This is a genomic window from uncultured Bacteroides sp., assembly GCF_902491285.1.
GTDB lineage: Bacteria > Bacteroidota > Bacteroidia > Bacteroidales > Bacteroidaceae > Bacteroides.
The window spans coordinates 21,775-41,753 of record NZ_CABUHK010000037.1 but is presented as its reverse complement, the minus strand read 5'-3'; the positions used below and the strand labels follow the sequence as shown (position 1 = coordinate 41,753).

The window sequence follows — 19,979 nt, the reverse complement described above, 5'->3', positions numbered from 1 at the left end:
AAGATATGGCAACACAAAGAAGAAATGCATTAGGACGCGGACTTGACGCCTTGCTCTCGATGGATGATGTGAAAACCGAAGGGTCTTCTTCCATTAATGAAATAGAGTTGGCAAAGATTGCCGTCAATCCCAACCAGCCCCGCCGTGAGTTTGACGAAACAGCATTGCAGGAACTGGCTGATTCAATTGCTGAAATTGGAATTATCCAACCTATTACTTTACGCAAGGTGTCGGACGACGAATATCAAATTATCGCCGGAGAACGTCGCTACCGTGCTTCGCAAAAAGCAGGATTGAAAACAATCCCCGCTTATATCCGCACCGCCGACGACGAAAACATGATGGAAATGGCGCTGATTGAGAATATCCAGCGCGAAGACCTGAATGCCGTAGAAATCGCACTTGCCTACCAGCATCTGCTCGACCAGTACGAACTGACACAGGAACGCCTGAGTGAACGCATCGGCAAAAACCGGACAACAATCGCCAACTACCTCCGCCTGCTGAAATTGCCGGCTCCCATACAGATGGCTCTACAAAACAAGCAGTTGGATATGGGGCATGCGCGTGCACTTATTTCACTGGGCGACCCCAAACTACAAGTTAAAATATTCGAAGAAATACAAGAGCACGGATATTCAGTCCGTAAAGTAGAAGAAATTGTTAAATCATTAAGCGAAGGAGAAGCAGTGAAAAGCGGTACGCGGAAAATAACTCCGAAGCGTGCCAAACTTCCGGAAGAGTTCAACTTACTGAAGCAGCAACTCTCAGGCTTTTTCAACACCAAGGTACAACTCACCTGCTCCGAAAAGGGGAAAGGGAAAATCAGCATTCCTTTCGGAAACGAAGAGGAACTGGAACGCATCATGGAAATCTTCGACACGCTAAAGAAGTAAATGACTAGAAAAAGTAAAAAATATCAGTTACTCGTCATCACCCTGCTTCTCTGTTTCTTACAGGTGGCAGGGATTGATGTGTATGCACAATCTAGTGTAACTCCAGTACAAAAAGATACAACCATCATGCAACGGGAAGCGCCGAAAGCCCGTGCACGAAGGCATCGTGAACCGGTTGCGCAGGATTCGTTAAAGAAAGATTCTATCCGGCTCATACCATCCAAAGCACTTCCGTCCGTTGACAGTTTATCTGTCGCCAAGATACAGATAGCGGACAGCTTGGATGCAGCCAACAAGAAGGAACTGAAAAAGATAGAGCAACCGGCATCTATCGTTGTCAAGACAGACAGCGTTCCGCCCGTGCAGGATATCAACAAGAAGATTTTCATCCCGAATCCGACCAAAGCGACCTGGTTGGCAGTCGTATTCCCCGGTGGCGGACAGATTTACAACCGTAAATACTGGAAGTTACCTATTATATACGGTGGATTTGCTGGTTGCGCCTATGCCTTGAGTTGGAACGGAAAGATGTATAAAGACTATTCACAAGCTTATCTGGACATCATGGACAGCAACCCGAACACCAAGAGTTATGAAGATTTGCTGCCACCTAACGCAACTTACAACGAGGAGCAGTTGAAAAATACATTAAAACGAAGAAAAGATATGTTCCGGCGTTACCGGGATCTCAGTATATTTGCATTTATCGGAGTTTATCTCATCTCTATCATCGACGCTTATGTAGATGCAGAGTTATCCAACTTCGATATAACTCCCGACTTGAGTATGAAAGTAGAACCTGCTGTTATCGACAACAACAATCAGTTCCGCTCCAGTAGTTTAAAAAGCAAGTCGGTTGGTTTGCAATGCGTATTACGATTTTAGAAAACACAATTTAGATTGATCTTATTATTGAAGCATGAAGAAATTAGTAAACTATTGTTCGATTATTTTCCTTTTACTGGTAGCAACGTCTCAGGTAAGAGCGCAAAGTGTAGATGTAGTGATTCGTGAAAATGGAACTGAACGCAAAGAAAGCATCGACCTGCCTAAGAGTATGACATACCCTCTCGACAGTCTGCTGAATGACTGGAAAGCTAAAAATTACATTGACTTAGGCAAGGATTGCAGTACAGCGGAAATCAATCCCCTGTTCAGTGATTCTGTTTACATCGACCGTTTGTCACGTATTCCGGCTATAATGGAAATGCCTTACAATGATATTGTACGCAAATTCATTGATATGTATGCGGGACGCTTGCGCAATCAGGTTTCTTTCATGCTGAGCGCTTGTAACTTCTATATGCCGATTTTCGAAGAAGCACTGGATGCATACGGACTTCCGCTGGAATTGAGATATCTTCCGATTATCGAATCCGCGTTGAATCCTTCGGCAGTATCCCGTGCAGGAGCCTCCGGTCTATGGCAGTTTATGATTGGTACCGGAAAAATCTATGGTCTGGAATCCAACAGTCTGGTAGACGACCGTCGCGACCCGATAAAAGCGACATGGGCTGCTGCCCGTTACCTCAAGGAGATGTATGCCATCTACGGAGACTGGAATCTTGTGATTGCTGCTTATAACTGCGGTCCCGGCACTATCAACAAAGCCATCCGCCGTGCCAATGGCGAAACGGATTATTGGAAAATCTACAACTACCTGCCCAAAGAAACACGCGGATATGTACCTGCCTTTATCGCTGCCAACTACGTGATGACTTATTATTGCGACCACAATATCTGCCCGATGGAAACTAATATTCCGGCCAGCACAGATACAGTGCAAGTCAACAAGAACCTGCACTTCGAACAGATTGCCGATCTTTGCAATGTTCCGTTGGACCAGGTTAAAAGTTTGAATCCGCAATATAAGAAATCTATAATTCCGGGTGATAACAAGCCTTACACACTTCGACTACCCATCGAAGCTATCAGCAGCTTTATCGACAAACAAGATACCATCTACGCACACCGCGCCGACGAATTGTTCCGCAACCGTAGAACAGTGGCTGTGAAAGATGTCACGCCTGCAACACGCAAAACGACAACAGCCGTAGCCGGTAAAGGAAAACTGACCTACCACACAATAAAAAGTGGAGACACTTTGTCCTCCATCGCCGGAAGATATGGTGTCAAAGTTAAGGATATACAGCGGTGGAACGGACTGTCCAGCACAAAGATTGCGGCAGGAAAACGATTGAAAATATACAAATAAACGGCTTCCCGCTTGCACCGTTCGGAAATTTGCTTATTTTTGCAAAACTAAGCAAGTGAAAGGATAACAATTATGGATAATCTGACCCCCAAAGAAATAGCTGATGAAGAGATGATCAATCAGGCGTTCCACGAACTACTGAATGATTACCTCAGCACCAAACATCGCAAAAAAGTTGAAATCATCACGAAGGCTTTCAACTTCGCCAACCAAGCGCATAAAGGCATCAAACGCCGTTCGGGCGAACCTTATATTATGCACCCGATTGCTGTGGCAAGTATCGTATGCAATGAAATAGGGCTTGGTTCCACTTCTATCTGTGCCGCTTTGTTGCATGACGTAGTCGAAGATACGGATTATACGGTGGAAGACATCGAGAATATCTTTGGTCCCAAGATTGCTCAAATTGTAGACGGGCTGACCAAGATATCCGGTGGAATCTTCGGTGACCGTGCTTCGGCACAGGCAGAGAACTTCAAGAAGTTACTGCTCACGATGTCGAACGATATCCGGGTTATCCTTATCAAAATAGCCGACCGCCTGCACAATATGCGAACCCTCGGTTCCATGTTGCCCAACAAGCAATACAAGATTGCGGGAGAGACTCTTTATATCTATGCCCCATTAGCCAATCGACTGGGACTTTACAAGATAAAGACCGAACTCGAAAATCTGAGTTTCAAATACGAACATCCCGAAGAATATGCGGAAATAGAAGAGAAGCTGAACGCCACAGCCGCCGAACGCGACAAGGTTTTCAATGACTTCACAGCTCCTATCCGCACCCAACTGGACAAGATGGGATTGAAATACCGGATACTTGCCCGTGTGAAATCAATCTACTCTATATGGAACAAGATGCAGACCAAGCATGTGCCCTTTGAAGAAATCTATGACTTGCTGGCTGTCCGAATCATCTTTGAACCACGCAATATAGAAGAAGAACTCAACGATTGTTTCGATATTTACGTTTCTATCTCCAAGATATACAAGCCTCATCCCGACCGCCTGCGCGACTGGGTGAGCCATCCCAAAGCGAATGGTTATCAAGCCTTGCACGTTACTTTAATGGGCAACAACGGACAGTGGATCGAAGTTCAGATTCGTAGTGAACGAATGAACGACGTTGCCGAACAAGGCTTTGCGGCCCACTGGAAATATAAAGAAGGGGGCGGCAGCGAAGATGAAGGCGAGCTGGAGAAATGGCTGAAGACCATCAAGGAAATATTAGATGATCCGCAGCCGGATGCCATCGATTTTCTGGATACTATCAAGCTGAACTTATTTGCTTCTGAAATATTTGTATTCACACCAAAAGGGGAACTGAAGACTATGCCGCAGAACTCAACGGCACTTGACTTCGCTTTTTCCCTGCACACGGATATCGGCAGCCATTGTATCGGCGCCAAAGTGAATCATAAATTAGTGCCGTTAAGCCACAAGTTACAAAGCGGTGACCAGGTGGAAATACTGACGTCCAAATCACAGCGTGTACAACCGCAATGGGAAGTATTTGCAACCACTGCACGCGCCCGTGCCAAGATAGCGGCAATTCTCCGTAAAGAGCGCAAGGCAAACCAGAAAATCGGTGAAGAAATTCTCAGTGAATTTCTGAAGAAAGAAGAAATCCGTCCGGAAGAAGCCGTTATCGAGAAGTTACGCAAGTTGCATAATGCCAAGAATGAAGAAGAATTACTGGCTGCTATCGGCAGTAAAGCAATCATCCTGGGAGAAGCGGACAAAAATGAACTGAAAGAGAAGCAAACCAGCAACTGGAAGAAATACCTTACTTTCTCTTTCGGCAACAGTAAAGACAAACAGCAGGAAGAAAAAGAACCGCAGGAAAAAGAAAAAATCAATCCGAAACAAGTACTCAAACTGACGGAAGAAAGCCTGCAAAAGAAATATATCATGGCAGAATGTTGTCATCCCATTCCGGGTGATGACGTGCTAGGTTATGTGGACGAGAACGACCGGATTATTATTCATAAACGCCAATGCCCCGTTGCTGCCAAACTGAAAAGCAGTTATGGCAATCGTATCCTGGCAACAGAATGGGATACACATAAAGAGCTTTCTTTCCTTGTCTATATATATATAAAAGGAATAGACAGTATGGGACTTCTGAATGAAGTGACTCAAGTCATCTCTAGACAGCTCAATGTAAACATCCGCAAGCTGACCATAGAGACCGAGGATGGTATCTTTGAAGGTAAAATACAATTATGGGTACACGATGTGGAAGATGTGAAAACAATCTGCAACAACCTGAAAAAGATTCAGAATATCAAGCAGGTAAGCCGTGTGGAAGAATAATAAAATCAGTATGAACATATAAATAAATGGCGGACAATTATGCAACAGTATGTGTAATTTATCTGCCATTTATCGTTTTTAACACTCATAATATTACAAAATATTCACACTGACAGGGATGGATAAGCCATTGGAAAATCGAACAAAAAAGACTCCTCGATAACTTTTTCCTTCTTCGGCTTTTGTTTTAAAAGATATAGTGAAAGAAGAGTCCGACATCACCTCACCCTGTTGAGCCGTATCAAAAATAAACCAATCCATATCTTTATTTTTAGTCAACGTATAGCTCAAACCTGCCAGTAAATCTCCAACTTTAATATTAACTTTCCCTGTATCCTGGAATGACATTGTCAACAGGTATTTGTCAGCCTGCACATCTATCGGACGTTGTGGAATCAAAGAAGCCCCCCCATAGGACAATGCACCCAAATCTACGGTTCTCCCTCCATTTTCCGAAATATTCATTTGTATCTGCCCCTTTCCAATGGCAGGACTTTCCGGTAGAAGAGTAAAAACACCCGTCTCCGGACTGACAAATAATGGATCTCCATATACAGCATGCCGTTCACAATCCACGCTTTTTAAGCGGGCTTCCCCTTTCTTATCTTTCTTGTTCGCATCGAAAAACAAATCATAATCAAAGTGATTGTTGGAATGTGAATGAGATTCATAAATACCGCATCCCCTGGCTTTTGGATTATCCTCTTTGCGATTAAAGAATATATTATTTCTGCTATACCCTTGAAACATTCCCCTATCCACATCACTGCCATACCCTACGCTTGATATGCAATTTCCGGAAATATGAAAAGTATTATTTATAAAGTAATGTAAACCATGTGAATGCATCGTCCCACCACCATTTTTAATTCCATAACTATACTCCCTGTTACTATCCCCCAAATTAAAGATTACATTCCTTACCAAATAGGAAGGCCCCCGCTTATTCGGAGCTGTACTGATTCCAACCCGCGCCTGCTCAATACGGTTATTATAAAGCCGGACATTACACTGTCCACCATCCATTTCCAAGCCGTCATCTTGTGAAAAAGCTAAATAGTTTCCATAAACATCGGCATCCATATTCATACCACCGTCTATTTTTCCGTTATTAAACCCACCCAGCAAATCATGCAAACGATAATGGTCTGCACCAACTACATCATTATACCGGATTACCAAACCTCCCCTGCTTCTCATATATATTCCCTGCGGCCCCTGTGGATGCCAAAAACGATAAGGTATCCCTTTCGCTCTTCCGATCTCACGAACTCCATGCCAAGCATTAGAATGCCCATTAGGATCATGAATATAACACCGCTCGATTACAATATTCTTAGGACCGGGAACTTTTCCTACCGTCCCTAAATAAATGCCAGCATCATTGCGGATAACAATCCCCTCATCATCAATGAAACAGGCATTATCCCTTTTATATTTAGATGCAGGATAATTTACAGAGTCCTCCAAATGTACCTGATCAACGGCAATACGGCCCCAAGCAGAGATATCAGCACCAACAATCCTGACATCCTCGCAATTTTCACGTATTGCCACTGCATCTATCCGCCCACCTTTCACTACAAATTTCTCCAATATCAAATATTTACAGTCATCTATCTCCAATGCCTGGCGGTAAGCAGAAGAAACCTCAATAGGAACATCTCCTATAATCTTAACCCAACCGTCTGCACGCCCCTTTATACCTTTTAGCACCACTCCCGTACTTGCCTTAAATTCCTTCATCTCACTTAACTTCAACACCTTCTTTACGGGTGGGCAACTACTCCAAGTAACAAACTTATCCTTCTTTACAGTAACCCATTTGTTTCTACGCATTTTCTCCAACCGAATCTCATACTCTGTATTCTCTTTCAGATTCATAATGGAACCCCTCAACTGAAAACGTCGGATATCATAATAAGGAGAAAAAGTTTCTTTCCATTCCAATTCATCTTTAGACTTATACAAAAGCCTGAAAGTAGCGGCTGTATTCCATGCTTTATCAAACGTAACATCAAAGACCGAATCACAGTAGTAACTGCAATTCTCAAATGTTGGAACCAACTGCATTTTCTTTTGTGCCGACACACTCACCCAGCAGCATATCAACACTAGAGCAATCAAGAAAGTACGATGTAAACAATTCATAACAATCATCTTTAATCACTTATTTTTCAACACAAGATCCGCATCATGCAATTCTATCCCAGCCAAAATAAAAGGAGCAACACCTTTCGGATCATTCTCTACAATCTTTTCTGTCACATAGTAATGATAGTCACCTTCCCTATAAGGATTCCCACCCAATCCACAACCACCACATATTTGAGTCAATACCCAAGTACCCGCTTCATCGGGTTTCATCAAGCGGACTATTAAATTATCAAAAGCCTCATGAGCCACATCTAAATAAGAAATATCCAAATATCCTTTACGGGCTCCTTTAGCAAAACTATATATAAACATAGAAGAACCTGACGCTTCAAGATAATTATCCTCTTTACCACCACAATCAAGTATTTGAAACCAAAGTTTACTATCCGGATCCTGCACACTTAATAAAGCAGAAGTCACCTTGCCATAAATAGAGATTAATAAATCGCGTCCGGAATGATTCTCCGGTAAATAATCGAGCACATCCGCAATTGCCATCATATACCAGCCAGTAGCCCGGCTCCAAAAATGACGGGACTGTCCATTCTCCGGGTTCGCCCAACGCTGAGTTTTACTCTCATCCCAAGCATGATAAAGCAAACCGGTCTGAACATCCACAGTTCTATCGTAAATCAACGTAATTTGCCGGACAGCCTCATCAAACCAGCGGGGTTCTTTAAACATCTTAGCATATCCTGCCATAAAAGGTGAGGCCATGAAGATGCCATCCAACCACATTTGATGAGGATATATCTTTTTATGCCAATATCCACCTTCTTTAGTACGCGGATGCGTCTCCAATTGTTTTATTTCCTGATGTAAAGCTCTTATATAACAAGAATCGCCTGTTTTTTCATAAAGTGAGAACAAAGGAACTGCCGGACGTATCTTATCCAGATTATATTCCTCCAACTTATAGTAACGAATATTCCCGATACTATCCACATAATAATCAAAGAACTCCTTCATATATTTTCCATAAACCGGATTACCAGTATATTTCTCCAGTTTTCCTATAGCTTCTGCTAAAAGAGCATAATCATACTGCCAGGAAGCTCTTTTATCAAGATGATCCATATGATGAACAATAGAATCATAACGAACCATCATAGCATCCGCCATTCCTATAGAATATTCCAATGGAGCTTTTACAGCCGGAGTAGTAGAGCACCCTGTCAAGACAGCCGAACAGATCAACGCTACAGAACAAATTATATTTTTTATTATCATCTTACTTATTCCATTATAGTTATTGGTATAGAAAAGCCATTATCCAAACGGAACAAAATCATTCCGTTCTTCTTGTATCTTACATCTCCTGTAACTTTCAAGGTCAACGTTACAACATCACCGGAGTTTATTTTACCGGCTGACGGAAATACATCCAGCCATGGCTTCATATCTTCACTCATACGGACAAAAAAACTACATGATTCTATATTACCGATCTTCACAGTTATCGTTTCAGTCTTTTTTCCCGATAATCTCACCAAATATCTATCAGCCGTCATATCAACAGGACGACGAGGAAAAAGTCTTTCCGGACTTCCGTACTCAAACGCTCCCATATCAGGTGCCTTACCTTTATATCCATCTGTAAAATTAAAAACTTTACTCCCTTTATCAATTCCCTTATCACCTTTTTTAAGAGTTAACAACCCCCGATCCATATCGACAAATTCCGGTGCTCCATATACAGCGTGTCTTTCACTGCCTTTCACCGCAACAATCTTACCTTTTTGCCGAGGTTCATGCATATTTCCCAAAAAGTCATAATCAAAATCGCATAAAGGATTGAGATGTGGATCATAGATATTATATCCCTTACGAACCGGATTATTAACCTCTATCAATGAGTAAATAATATTATTACGCAAATAGGCATTAAACAGTTCCCGGTTAGCATCTTTCCCATATCCGACACCTGCCATTCCACCACCAGCATGAATAATGGTATTATTAATCAAATATTGCATACCTTGAGTAAATGTATCTCCACCTCCATTTTTAATAGCGTTACCAACAAATCCCATTGAATTTCCCTGATTCCAGATTACATTATTAAAAATGTAAGAAGGACCTTTACGATTCGGAGCCGTACTTATCCCACAATAAGTCTGTTCCATGCGGTTGTCAAAAATACGAATATTGCATTGTCCGCCGTCCAGTTCAATGGCATCATCCTGTCCGAAAGCCATCACATTACCATATACATCCGCATCTTTGGCAATCCCTCCTATCTCACTCCGGTTCTCCCAGCCTTCGACAGGATCGTTATAGCGATGAGTCTGGCTACCGATAAAATCATTGTGCCGAAGCACCAGCCCCCCTCCTGCCTGCATGACATACACTGCATTAGGCCCCTGAGGATGTGTAAACGTATATTTCCGTCCCTTGAATTCTCCCAATTCAATCACTCCATTCCACGGATTTGTATAACCGACAGGATCATGAATATAACAACGTTCTATTACAACATTCTTTGAACGATAGACGGTAATTCCCCCATCATTATTTATCATCTTGCCATCCCTGTCCAAATAATGCCCGTCTTTATTCTGTCGGACAGACTCACGTCCCCACTGCGTCACCTCACAATTTATAAAACGAACGTTTTCCACGCGTTCATTCGTTTTGATGCCATGACGGAAACCTCCACTGACCAATAAATTCTCGAATATCAGATATTGACAATCATTCAAATTAAGAGCAGCCTCCTTGGTATCTCCCCCACGCACCGGAACATCACCTATTATCTTTATCCAACCATCAGCCGTTCCTTTCAATCCCGTAATGGAAAGTGTTCCATCCGTATCCGTCTTAAACTGGCTGATTGGTATCGTTCTCTTAATCAAAGGTGTAGAAGTCCAAGTTGTAAAAGTTTTATTCAATGTATACGTTTTTCCTCCCTTCTCCGACAATTGAATTTTAATATCATAGGAAGTGTTTTCCGAAAGTCGAACCAAACTTCCCCGGCATTCCTGCAAACTGTCATCATAGTAAGGCGCAAAGGCCTCATTCCAATCCAATGTCCCACTCTTCTTATAACTCACCTTACACTCCGTATCCCGGCTACAAGATACGTAATAACTACAGGATTCAAATGTGGGTTCAACCACACAGTCCGGTCTATCTCCTCCCCGTTCAATGTGGTATAGTTCTGTCATTCCAGCTTGCAATGTTACCGATAGACATAATAAAAGAAGTAACGTACAACCTGTTTGTAAAATATACTGTTTCATCATCTATTATTTTATTTAGAAAGCATCACTTTAAAAAGATATACTTAGAAATAAAATCGCAAGTCCCAAAAAATCACTTCAAATTTTGAACCAGTTCTTTCAAATTCAATTCACGCATTCCCTCAAGTACTAACGATGCCATTTTCATGGCTCCCTCCTCAGAGAAATGCGTATCATCACTCTTTCCATCCGGAACAATCGGATTTGTACCTGCCGGAACATAATTAAACCATTTCTTAGATTTTTCATCTCCCTGTTCCGCAATAGCAGTAGCACTCTTAGCCTGCAAATCTATCAGAAGGACATTTTCTGTCCGGGCAACTTCTTTTACTATATCCGGATATACTCCATGAGAATCACTGAAAACACCCTTTTTAAATTTACGACGGCTGACAGGAGTTACTAATACCGGAGTAGCTCCTTTATTCTTCGCCTCATTCACGAACTTCGTCAGATACTTTCTATAATCCTCGGGAGACGTATATCGATCCGGCTTCTTCTGACTGGCATCATTATGTCCGAACTGGATAAAAATATAAGAGCCTTTATCTGCTTTAGCCATCAGTTTATCCCAACGCCCTTCTTCTATAAATGTCCGGGAACTGCGCCCACCTTTAGCGAAATTGAAAATCTCCACCTTTTCATTAAAAAAACGAGGTAATACCTGCCCCCATCCCCAATCTGTATTCTTCTCATGATTTACATCCTGCATAGTCGAATCACCGGCAAGAAGAACTCTGACTTTCTTTCCGCCCTGTTCACCACTGTACAAATAACCATGCCCTAACAGGAGAAAAACCTGTAAAAGCAACAAAAACTTAAATGATACATCTTTCATAACAATAAGTATTTTATCCTATCAAAAACTGTTTATTTATTCATATTAGAAATTACCAGTAAGCCTTACAGCCTCTTTTCCTGCTCCCCGCTCAAACACCACCGGTTTCTTATACACCGACAAATCATTGTTGTAAAGCAGGATATGACTACTATCCGTTCCCTCAACCTGTAGCATGTTATCGTTATGCCCTATCGGAAGATTACCGCTAATCTGTATATTCCTGCATTGATTCAAAATAATAAGAGGAGCCTCATCAGCCGGATTCCCGAATGTAAAACAATGCAAGCTCATATTAGCTACATTTTCACAGTAAAGGGCACTTCGAGGATCTTTATTCTGAACTTCCAAAAACATATTCTGCATCCTAAGTCCTTCCACATTACGGACAAAAAGTCCATAAGCCGGCACATCAGCAAAAATCAATGTTTCAGGATACTCTTTATTACGGTCACCGATATTCCGGCGAAAAGCATCTTCTTCGGAGCCCCCACCTTCACAAATAATGTGAATATTCTCCAAACTCACATTCTGTACCGGATGGTCTGCCAAGCCTGAAATAGAACTGGTCACAAGACCATGCATCCTTGCAGTCATATTTGAAATACTCACATTCCGCAGTATTCCGGCTGGCTGGGAAGGACCGCCGTCATAATAATTACGTCCCCGATCCGCCAAACGAATGAAAATAGGAGTCATGAACCCATTAGAAACAATATTATCTATATGTATTCCATCAACCAAAGCTCCATCAACCGTTTCTAAAGCAATGGCTCCCAAAGTTCGTTCATTCCGAGGATAAATGGTAGAATAGTCCGACCGCCACAAAGAACAGTTATTAACCGTAAAGTTTAAAAACGCCCCATTCGTTTCTGTCCCCCATTTCAAGGCATTGCAATTAGAAGCAATCACACAATTCGCCACCACTACATTTTCACATTTACCGGTAGCATTCGTTGTTTTAAAGCAGATTGCATCATCATCCGTATCAAAACAGCTATTAACTATACGGACGTTCTTACAATTATCGATATCGATACCGTCATTATTATAATTTCCATGATTAAATACAGTAATGCCATCCACTAAAAGATTGCTACAATCCAGGTAATGCTGCATCCAGGCGGGTGAGTTCCGTAAAGTAACCCCATTTATATTTACCCGGTCACAACTGATGACGCGAATAATATAAGGACGCCTGAGTATCGATTTAAGTTCATCCTTTTCATCCGCTTTAAAATTAGGATGAGTCCCTTGCCCGTCAATAATTCCCTCACCGATTATTGATATATTCTTCACTCCTTCCGCATAAATAAGACTGGAATGCGTATATCTATTAATATGGGAAATATAACGGGAAGGTGTGGGCGGATAGTCTTCCAAACGGGTACTGGCCAGCAAGACAGCCCCCCGTTCAAGGTACAATGTAACATTATCCTTCAAGACTAATGTTCCCGTCAGATAGGTTCCGGTAGAGAAACGAACCTCTCCACCCCGTTCAGCCGCTTTATCAATAGCCTTTTGAATAGCAGCGGTATCCAATGTTTTTCCATCGCCTTTCGCCCCAAAGGACAAAACATCCACAGCGCCCATTGATAAAGAAGCCACGCATGAGAAACATCCTGCTATCAATATTTTTATTATCTTCATATAGTCAAAATTACCAAGGTTTCTTAATGTCCATAACTTTTCAAAAAATGCATATTAGGCAAGACTTCCGAATAAGGAGAGAACAGTGGAGTCAATAGCATATTCCCCTCTTTACCTACCAGCATCAAACTAAATTTTCCTTTTATGTTTTTCACTTTATCAGCTTTATTGTTTACAACAGGCTGCGAAAGCTTCGTTCCATAAGAAGAAACAATAGCATTATCTGTAATATAAATAGCTTCCCCTATCTTCTCGACAGCCAAATCCGAAGAGGAACCTATATAACCAATCCCCGTATTTTCATTATCCAATAATACTGCCGCATCCACTAAACCACGATTCCCCATAAAATGCATATCATCTTTATGTAAAGCCCAAACATCCCTTTCGTTATAAGCGGTCTTACCAGGAGTGGAAGTATAAGGCCCGTTCCCCAACCAACGGAATGTCCCTATTGAAGGATGAAGAGCGAATGTAGGGCCACACTCCCATAAGATTCCTGTTGCATGGTATGGAACAAGATCATAATTGACCGTCATCACTCCATTCTTAGTTACAGAAAGTGTCACATCCCCTTCTATATATTCACCTGTCTTGTCAGTTCTGGACCATTGGCAACGTAATTTGGCAGACACTTTTCCTTTCTCTTCCACGCATACGAACTCTTTCACCTCTGGTGTCAGAAGATACGGTTCCCAACCAAATGCCTTTTTACGCATTAGAAAGTTCACTATATTAATGCTCTGTTTACGTCCTACTCTCAGATACAGATAAGTATCCATCACTTTCCTCTTATTAACATCCCAAATAGTGACCTTTCCATTTTTATCAACTACAAACTGGTAATCCTCTCCCTGGACAGAAAGTGCTACTGATGATTTCTTTACCTTAAAACGCTTCTGCTCAGGAATACGATTCAATAAATTCGGGTAGTCAGGCCTCTGATTATCAACCCAAAGAGGTATCGACTTCTCGTACACAGGTGCTCCCGTATTATCCGTCACTGCCAGATAAAGCATGCAATCATTATTTTCAATATCAGCAGGAAATATACACTGCAAGGAAATAGTCTCCTGTTGTCTGGCCGGAGCAGACAGTTCGACAGAACCATTACCCAGTTCTCTTGATAGATTCCGTATCTGCCAGTTACAACGATAACCAGCAAGAGAAATAAAATCAAACCTGTTTTCAACTGTCAACTTAATATTCTGCTTCCCTTTACGGATGCCGATCTCTTTATCCAATACTACTATCGGAGAATAAACCTTACGCAATTGCCAATAGTCTTCCTGAGGATACCCATCAGCATAGACAATTCCATCCGTGCCTTTATCATTATAGCTATCAAGATATCGAAGAGAATCAAGCCATATACCCATAGGTACTGAATCACGCATAAAATCCTCTTTCGTCCGATTCCTCAATAACGCCTGGTCGCTCCAACACCATACTGAGCCTCCGGCTATATTTTTCCTACTCAGAATTGTATCAAACTGACTTTCCAAAGCATCAAAAGCAAGTCCTAAAGCATGGCTATATTCGGTTGTAATCACCGGTTTTTGTTTTAAATCAGCAATCTTCGCCACAGTCTGAGCAGACTGATAATGAAACGCATAAATATCAAGATTATCACTCAGACGTTCCCGGTTCTCCAGAAAATAATTTCCTGTCATCGGAAGAGCACGCGGACGCGTCGGATCCTTCTGTTTAACATATTGCACAACTTTCTCCACTACATCCGTATAGGGATTCTCATTCCCGATTGTCCACATGATAATAGAAGGATGATTCTTGTCCCTAGTCAATGTAGCTTCTGCCCTTGTGCAGAGTTCTGTTGTAAATTCCTCTTTATACAAGTTAGAATCACCATAGCCGAATGGCACCTCGCAACAGACATAAAATCCCATTTCATCACACATCTTATGAAAATCAGGATGGAACGGATAATGTGCAGTACGGATAAAGTTCACATTAGCTGCCTTCATCATTTTCAACTGGTTCAACCGATCGGTGGTGGTCAATGCCCGCCCGTGAAACGGATCTATTTCATTATGACAAGTACCACGCAGAAGCACCGGGGTGTTATTTACTAACAGGATACCATCTTTCACCATAACTTCCCGTACACCTACATTCTCACTTATTTGTTGAATAACCTCATTCTTACTGTTCACAATCCGCACCTCCATCCTATAAAGATAAGGTGTTTCCGCAGTCCACAAGTGAGGATTCGGCAAATTCCAATCAAACTGCAACAACTGACTATCCCCTTTCAACTCTATTGATTGTGAAGAAGAAAATAAATGTCTCCCAGTCTTATCATAAAACAACACTTGTGCACGATACTGCTCACTATTGTCCAATGTCTTAAAAGTAGCCACATCAATCTTGAAAGTAAGAGAAGCCTGTTCATTATCCTCCAGTTTGCTCACAAACGTGACATCTTTCAGATGCAGATTCGGAACTGAAAATAATTCGACATCCCTAAAGATTCCGGCAAGCGCCCAACAGTCGTTTAGGTCAAACCGCCAGCCCTTAGATCGGGTACTCACTTTTACAGCAAGTACATTCGGACGATCAAAATGCAAAAATGATGTTATATCAAACTGACACGGATTGAAAGAGCTTCCCCATCTTCCGGCGTAATGCCCATTTACAAACACTTCATAACCGAATTGTACACCATCAAAACGAAGAATTACATGTCTGTTTTTCCACACCGGATTTGCTTTGAATGTAGTCCGGTACAGTCCCCACGACTCAACAATATCCGCACCATATTGCGGAGTTTTAAAACCCTCAGTCTCCCAATTGGACGGAACAGCTATATAGTCCCACGACGAATCATCGAAGTTCGTTTCCACAAAGCCCGACAAAGATGACGGGATATTCTTATTCGCAACATATTTGAACTTCCATTTTCCGTTCAAAGTCTGAATCTCCATCTTATCCCGCACCTGATAGACTGATTGCTTAGGCACGTCCAAATTCTGAGCCATACTTAATACCGGAAATATCAACAAAAGAAGTTGGACAATATACTGTTTCATTGAATTTTGCTTATACATATATTTAATTAGGTTATTTCAAAAATGATTAATACCATCTCGGATCACCGATATTACCGATCCCCGCATCCGGTGAGATTCTATAATTATACCCATCCCTGTCGGGGAAAATACTATCAGCAGTTCCTCCAAGATCCAACAAGGCTTTAACTGTGGAATCCCCCGAAAACTTACCTTTAGAAACAGTAAGCATATATGAATTATCAACGACCAAAGTCACTCCCTGAACAAATTTATTCGCTATTTTCTGTGCATACATTTCTCCGAATAAACATCCGGCTATTTCCGGCTTAATAGATGCCGTTACGCCAGACACCTTAAAATCCAGGAAAGGCTTTGTCATATCATTATTAGTACCCAACCAACTTCCTTCCATCATCGGCTGATTATTCCCGATTTCATCAAATGTACAATTCTCTATTGTTACTGTCGGATTATTATAACCATCAATTGTATCAAAGACACGCGCCTCAATAAGTCCTCTCATCAAATGATGGAATGTACTGTTACGAATCATGTACTTCTGACAGAAGGCATTGCAGTCCTTTTTACTGGTAATGCTTATAAAGGACGCATACCCTGTCTTATTACGTCCCAAATCATAAGCTTGTATATTATCAACCTCAAGTGCCTGAATTCTAACCTTCCAGGAAGAAGAAGTAACACCGGAAATCAATTCAATAAATGAATTTGCAAAGTTCCTCACCACACAGTCTTTCACCCTTAGGTTAGTTACAAGAAGTTCTGATATATTCTTCAAATCAACACCTATCAGTTGGGCAGCAGGCTCATCTGTTATGTTCTCATTCTGTCCGTCCCATGCCATTCCTGAAAATTCAATACGCTGTAAAGTAACCTCCTCAATGGAAGTAGAAGGAGTATCACCTGACAACAAGATACCTTTTGTATAAAGTACGGGGCGTGTTACCCCCGGTTCACCCGTTAAGACAATATTCTTTCTGATATAAATATGCTCCTGACTATAATCATACACCGCTTCACCGGTAAACATGATTGTTGTACCAGCCGACGCATCATCTATAAGTGTCTGCAACGAAGCGGCATTTGAAGCGTCTATCGTGATTGTCCCCTCCGGTTTGACAGGCATGGTAAAACGCATCACTCCGAAAGATTCTTCTCCGCCATACAAAGTCACCTTATAACTCTGCCCTTCACTCAATCCGGTAATCAACACACTTTGAGAAACAAGGTCATCCTCGGTTAACATCTGTTCCCTTTCTGGGGAAATGCCGGAAGTATGCTCAATCTTTATTTTATCAGCCTCTACAAATTCCCGCCATTCCAATTTAGCAGTCCTAAAAGACAGATTTTCTTCTTCTACGGGCAAGAAAATGGAATAAGCAATGCCAGTAGTCACTTCTGCATAGATATATTTGGAATTCAAAGATTCATCTTCCATGATACCGCATAATCTAAGATAATAAAGATGATTCTCCGCTAAATTAGTCAGTGTTGCCGTCCGGGTCTTTCCGTCAGTATCAATCACCTTGTCAATTGTCGTGAAGTTCTCATCGGAAGCTATTTCCAGTCTGTATCCTTGAGCGCCTTCCGTCCCTACCCAAGTAGCAATAAGACCATCATAATAAGCCTCAGCCTTCAAGCTTTTCGGTTTAAAAAGACGAGGAGTAGCCAGCTCATCTTCATCACAGCCTGCCATAATAAACGGAAATACAATCAAACAGGTTGCTACCAATACCAAATATATAAAATAGTTCTTCTTCATCTTACTTCATCATTAATGTCCGTAATAATTCTTCAAAACTCCCCGGCTGTCCGTTATCACATCCTTATGCAACGGAAGAATATACACCATTGGAGTAGCATTAATATATTCATCCTTATAGCTCTTCACAAAAGTTGTGTTCGGCACTCCGTTATTATCAGCGGTAGCACTTGCCCATGCTTTCTTGGTATACCCGGAAGGAGCACTCGCTAGAGAATTGTCGAAATTCAGTATCTCCAGAGTACCATCGTTATTAGTCTTTACATAAACCGATTGGGGATAATCACCATTACCTTTCATTTCTACTAATTTTGCTTTCATATCCTGTATCTTCTTCTGAAGAAGATTCCATCGGATCAAATCATATTTCCGGATACTCTCACCACCAAATTCCCAAGCACGTTCATCAACCAAGGCATCAAAGAAAGCATCATGGTCATCCAAAGCATCCACATAAGCATCTACTTTCCGTGCATGGTCTTCTGCCTTAAATGCCCGGCGACGTACCTCTTTCAGTGCATCACGCGCATCGTCCGTCGGTCCGTCATGTAATTCATTTTCCGTTTCAGCCAACATCAAGAGTACATCGGCATACCGTATTACAGGCCAATTGATTCCCGAACTATACTGCACATTCGGTCCTTGAGGAGTTTTCATCCACATCTTAGACCATTTGCCAATATAAATCGACCTCCACTCGGTAAAAACCTGTTCTATATATCCCTTTTCATCATTCCATGCCCATTTGTATGGAGCACAAGTCACATCCCGCCGTGTATCCTTATAGTCAAACGAAGCGTGATAAGGTAAAGTAGCATAATACCAACCATCCGATTTTCCATAAGCGATATGAGAGCTGCCTTCTATCTTATGACCGATAATCACCCCTACACTACCGCTATAAGTTGTCGCATAAGGAATTTCAAATAACATATCTTCGTTTGATGGATATACTTCCTCACATTGGTTCTTAAATACTTGCAGAAAGTCAGTATTAGCCAAAGTATGTTTTCCGGAATCACGGAGTTTACGGCAATATGTATTCGCTATCTCGTAATAATCCAGATAATTATCCTCTTTCATCCGCCTGATTTCTCCCGGAGAAGCCGGATTAGTATAGTCCGGCATCAATGTATACCCTCCCAGCGTCAATGCCATACGGGCAATCAGCCCTTGCACAGCACCACGGTTCATCCGCTCCACACTTTGAGATATTTCAGAAGCATACAGCATGGAAGGTTCTACCATAATCAAATCATTGATCAACGTTTCAAGTATTTCGGTACGTGGTGTCACTTTCTGATAAAAATTATCATCCGGCATAGTTGGTGTCAGTTTGAAAGGGACATCCCCCCAGGCACGTACCAAATCAAGATAAAGCATGGCACGGAGCCCTTTTGCTTCTCCATAAAGTTGTCGCAAAGTTGACGGGACATCAGCCGGATTCTGTTCTAAAAGCGGTCCATTCTCTATTCCGGCAATACATTCATTCGCCGTATTGATAGCCTTATAAATATAATCCCAGCTTACTAATTCTTCATTATTATCCGTGGTAGAATAGTCCCAAATTCCGCGTCGCGTATTATCGGTCGTCGCGTTACAAGTACCAAACTCTATATCTGTATTAAAAGCAAATACCAAAGGAATAGTACGTCCATATAACTTCTCCTCAGAGATTTGAGCATAAATATTCAGAATAGCCCGATAAATATCCCCTTCATTCTGATATATATCCTGTTCTGTCAATTGTGAACCGGATCTCGTATCCAAAAAATCACTGCATGAGAAAGTAGTAATTCCCAATATTCCTACAAACAGTAAAATGCTATATTTTCTAATCGTTTTCATGCCTT

At 41.7% G+C, this 19,979-nt stretch carries 12 protein-coding genes; 4 read left to right on the top strand and 8 right to left on the bottom strand.

The annotated features are described in order from the left end of the window. The first annotated feature begins 5 nt into the window (after positions 1 to 5). From RDN93_RS11340 to RDN93_RS11325, 4 genes are all read left to right on the top strand, one after another. On the top strand, positions 6 to 896 hold the full coding sequence (locus tag RDN93_RS11340; protein WP_308745636.1) for a ParB/RepB/Spo0J family partition protein: 891 nt from the start codon (positions 6 to 8) through the stop codon (positions 894 to 896). Then, complete coding sequence (locus RDN93_RS11335) at positions 897 to 1,781, top strand: DUF5683 domain-containing protein (protein ID WP_308745635.1); 885 nt, start codon at positions 897 to 899, stop codon at positions 1,779 to 1,781. 34 nt (positions 1,782 to 1,815) lie between these two features. Then, complete coding sequence (locus tag RDN93_RS11330; protein WP_308745634.1) at positions 1,816 to 3,111, top strand: transglycosylase SLT domain-containing protein; 1,296 nt, start codon at positions 1,816 to 1,818, stop codon at positions 3,109 to 3,111. A gap of 72 nt (positions 3,112 to 3,183) precedes the next feature. Beyond that, positions 3,184 to 5,427 carry a RelA/SpoT family protein gene (locus tag RDN93_RS11325; protein ID WP_308745633.1) on the top strand — a complete coding sequence of 748 codons (2,244 nt, stop codon included), beginning with the start codon at positions 3,184 to 3,186 and terminating at the stop codon, positions 5,425 to 5,427. 93 nt (positions 5,428 to 5,520) lie between these two features. On the opposite strand, the gene RDN93_RS11320 is transcribed toward RDN93_RS11325, so the two are convergent. The 8 genes from RDN93_RS11320 to RDN93_RS11285 all read right to left on the bottom strand — a co-directional run bounded on the left by RDN93_RS11320 (position 5,521) and on the right by RDN93_RS11285 (position 19,974). Next, positions 5,521 to 7,578: a hypothetical protein gene (locus RDN93_RS11320; protein WP_308745632.1), complete on the bottom strand. Its 2,058-nt coding sequence runs from the start codon at positions 7,576 to 7,578 to the stop codon at positions 5,521 to 5,523. A gap of 15 nt (positions 7,579 to 7,593) precedes the next feature. After that, positions 7,594 to 8,814, bottom strand: coding sequence for a glycoside hydrolase family 88 protein (locus RDN93_RS11315; RefSeq protein WP_308745631.1), 1,221 nt, complete (start codon positions 8,812 to 8,814; stop codon positions 7,594 to 7,596). A gap of 5 nt (positions 8,815 to 8,819) precedes the next feature. After that, complete coding sequence (locus tag RDN93_RS11310) at positions 8,820 to 10,751, bottom strand: hypothetical protein (RefSeq protein WP_308745630.1); 1,932 nt, start codon at positions 10,749 to 10,751, stop codon at positions 8,820 to 8,822. Positions 10,752 to 10,899: 148 nt separating this feature from the next. Continuing rightward, positions 10,900 to 11,664: a rhamnogalacturonan acetylesterase gene (locus RDN93_RS11305; protein ID WP_308745629.1), complete on the bottom strand. Its 765-nt coding sequence runs from the start codon at positions 11,662 to 11,664 to the stop codon at positions 10,900 to 10,902. Between the two features lie 45 nt (positions 11,665 to 11,709). After that, a complete protein-coding gene (locus RDN93_RS11300; RefSeq protein WP_308745628.1) occupies positions 11,710 to 13,314 on the bottom strand; it encodes a glycosyl hydrolase family 28 protein in 1,605 nt (534 codons plus the stop codon). A 23-nt stretch (positions 13,315 to 13,337) separates the two neighbouring features. After that, complete coding sequence (locus tag RDN93_RS11295; protein WP_308745627.1) at positions 13,338 to 16,364, bottom strand: glycoside hydrolase family 2 TIM barrel-domain containing protein; 3,027 nt, start codon at positions 16,362 to 16,364, stop codon at positions 13,338 to 13,340. A 46-nt stretch (positions 16,365 to 16,410) separates the two neighbouring features. Beyond that, complete coding sequence (locus RDN93_RS11290; protein WP_308745626.1) at positions 16,411 to 18,126, bottom strand: hypothetical protein; 1,716 nt, start codon at positions 18,124 to 18,126, stop codon at positions 16,411 to 16,413. A gap of 12 nt (positions 18,127 to 18,138) precedes the next feature. After that, on the bottom strand, positions 18,139 to 19,974 hold the full coding sequence (locus tag RDN93_RS11285; protein ID WP_308745625.1) for a RagB/SusD family nutrient uptake outer membrane protein: 1,836 nt from the start codon (positions 19,972 to 19,974) through the stop codon (positions 18,139 to 18,141). Positions 19,975 to 19,979 lie beyond the last annotated feature (5 nt).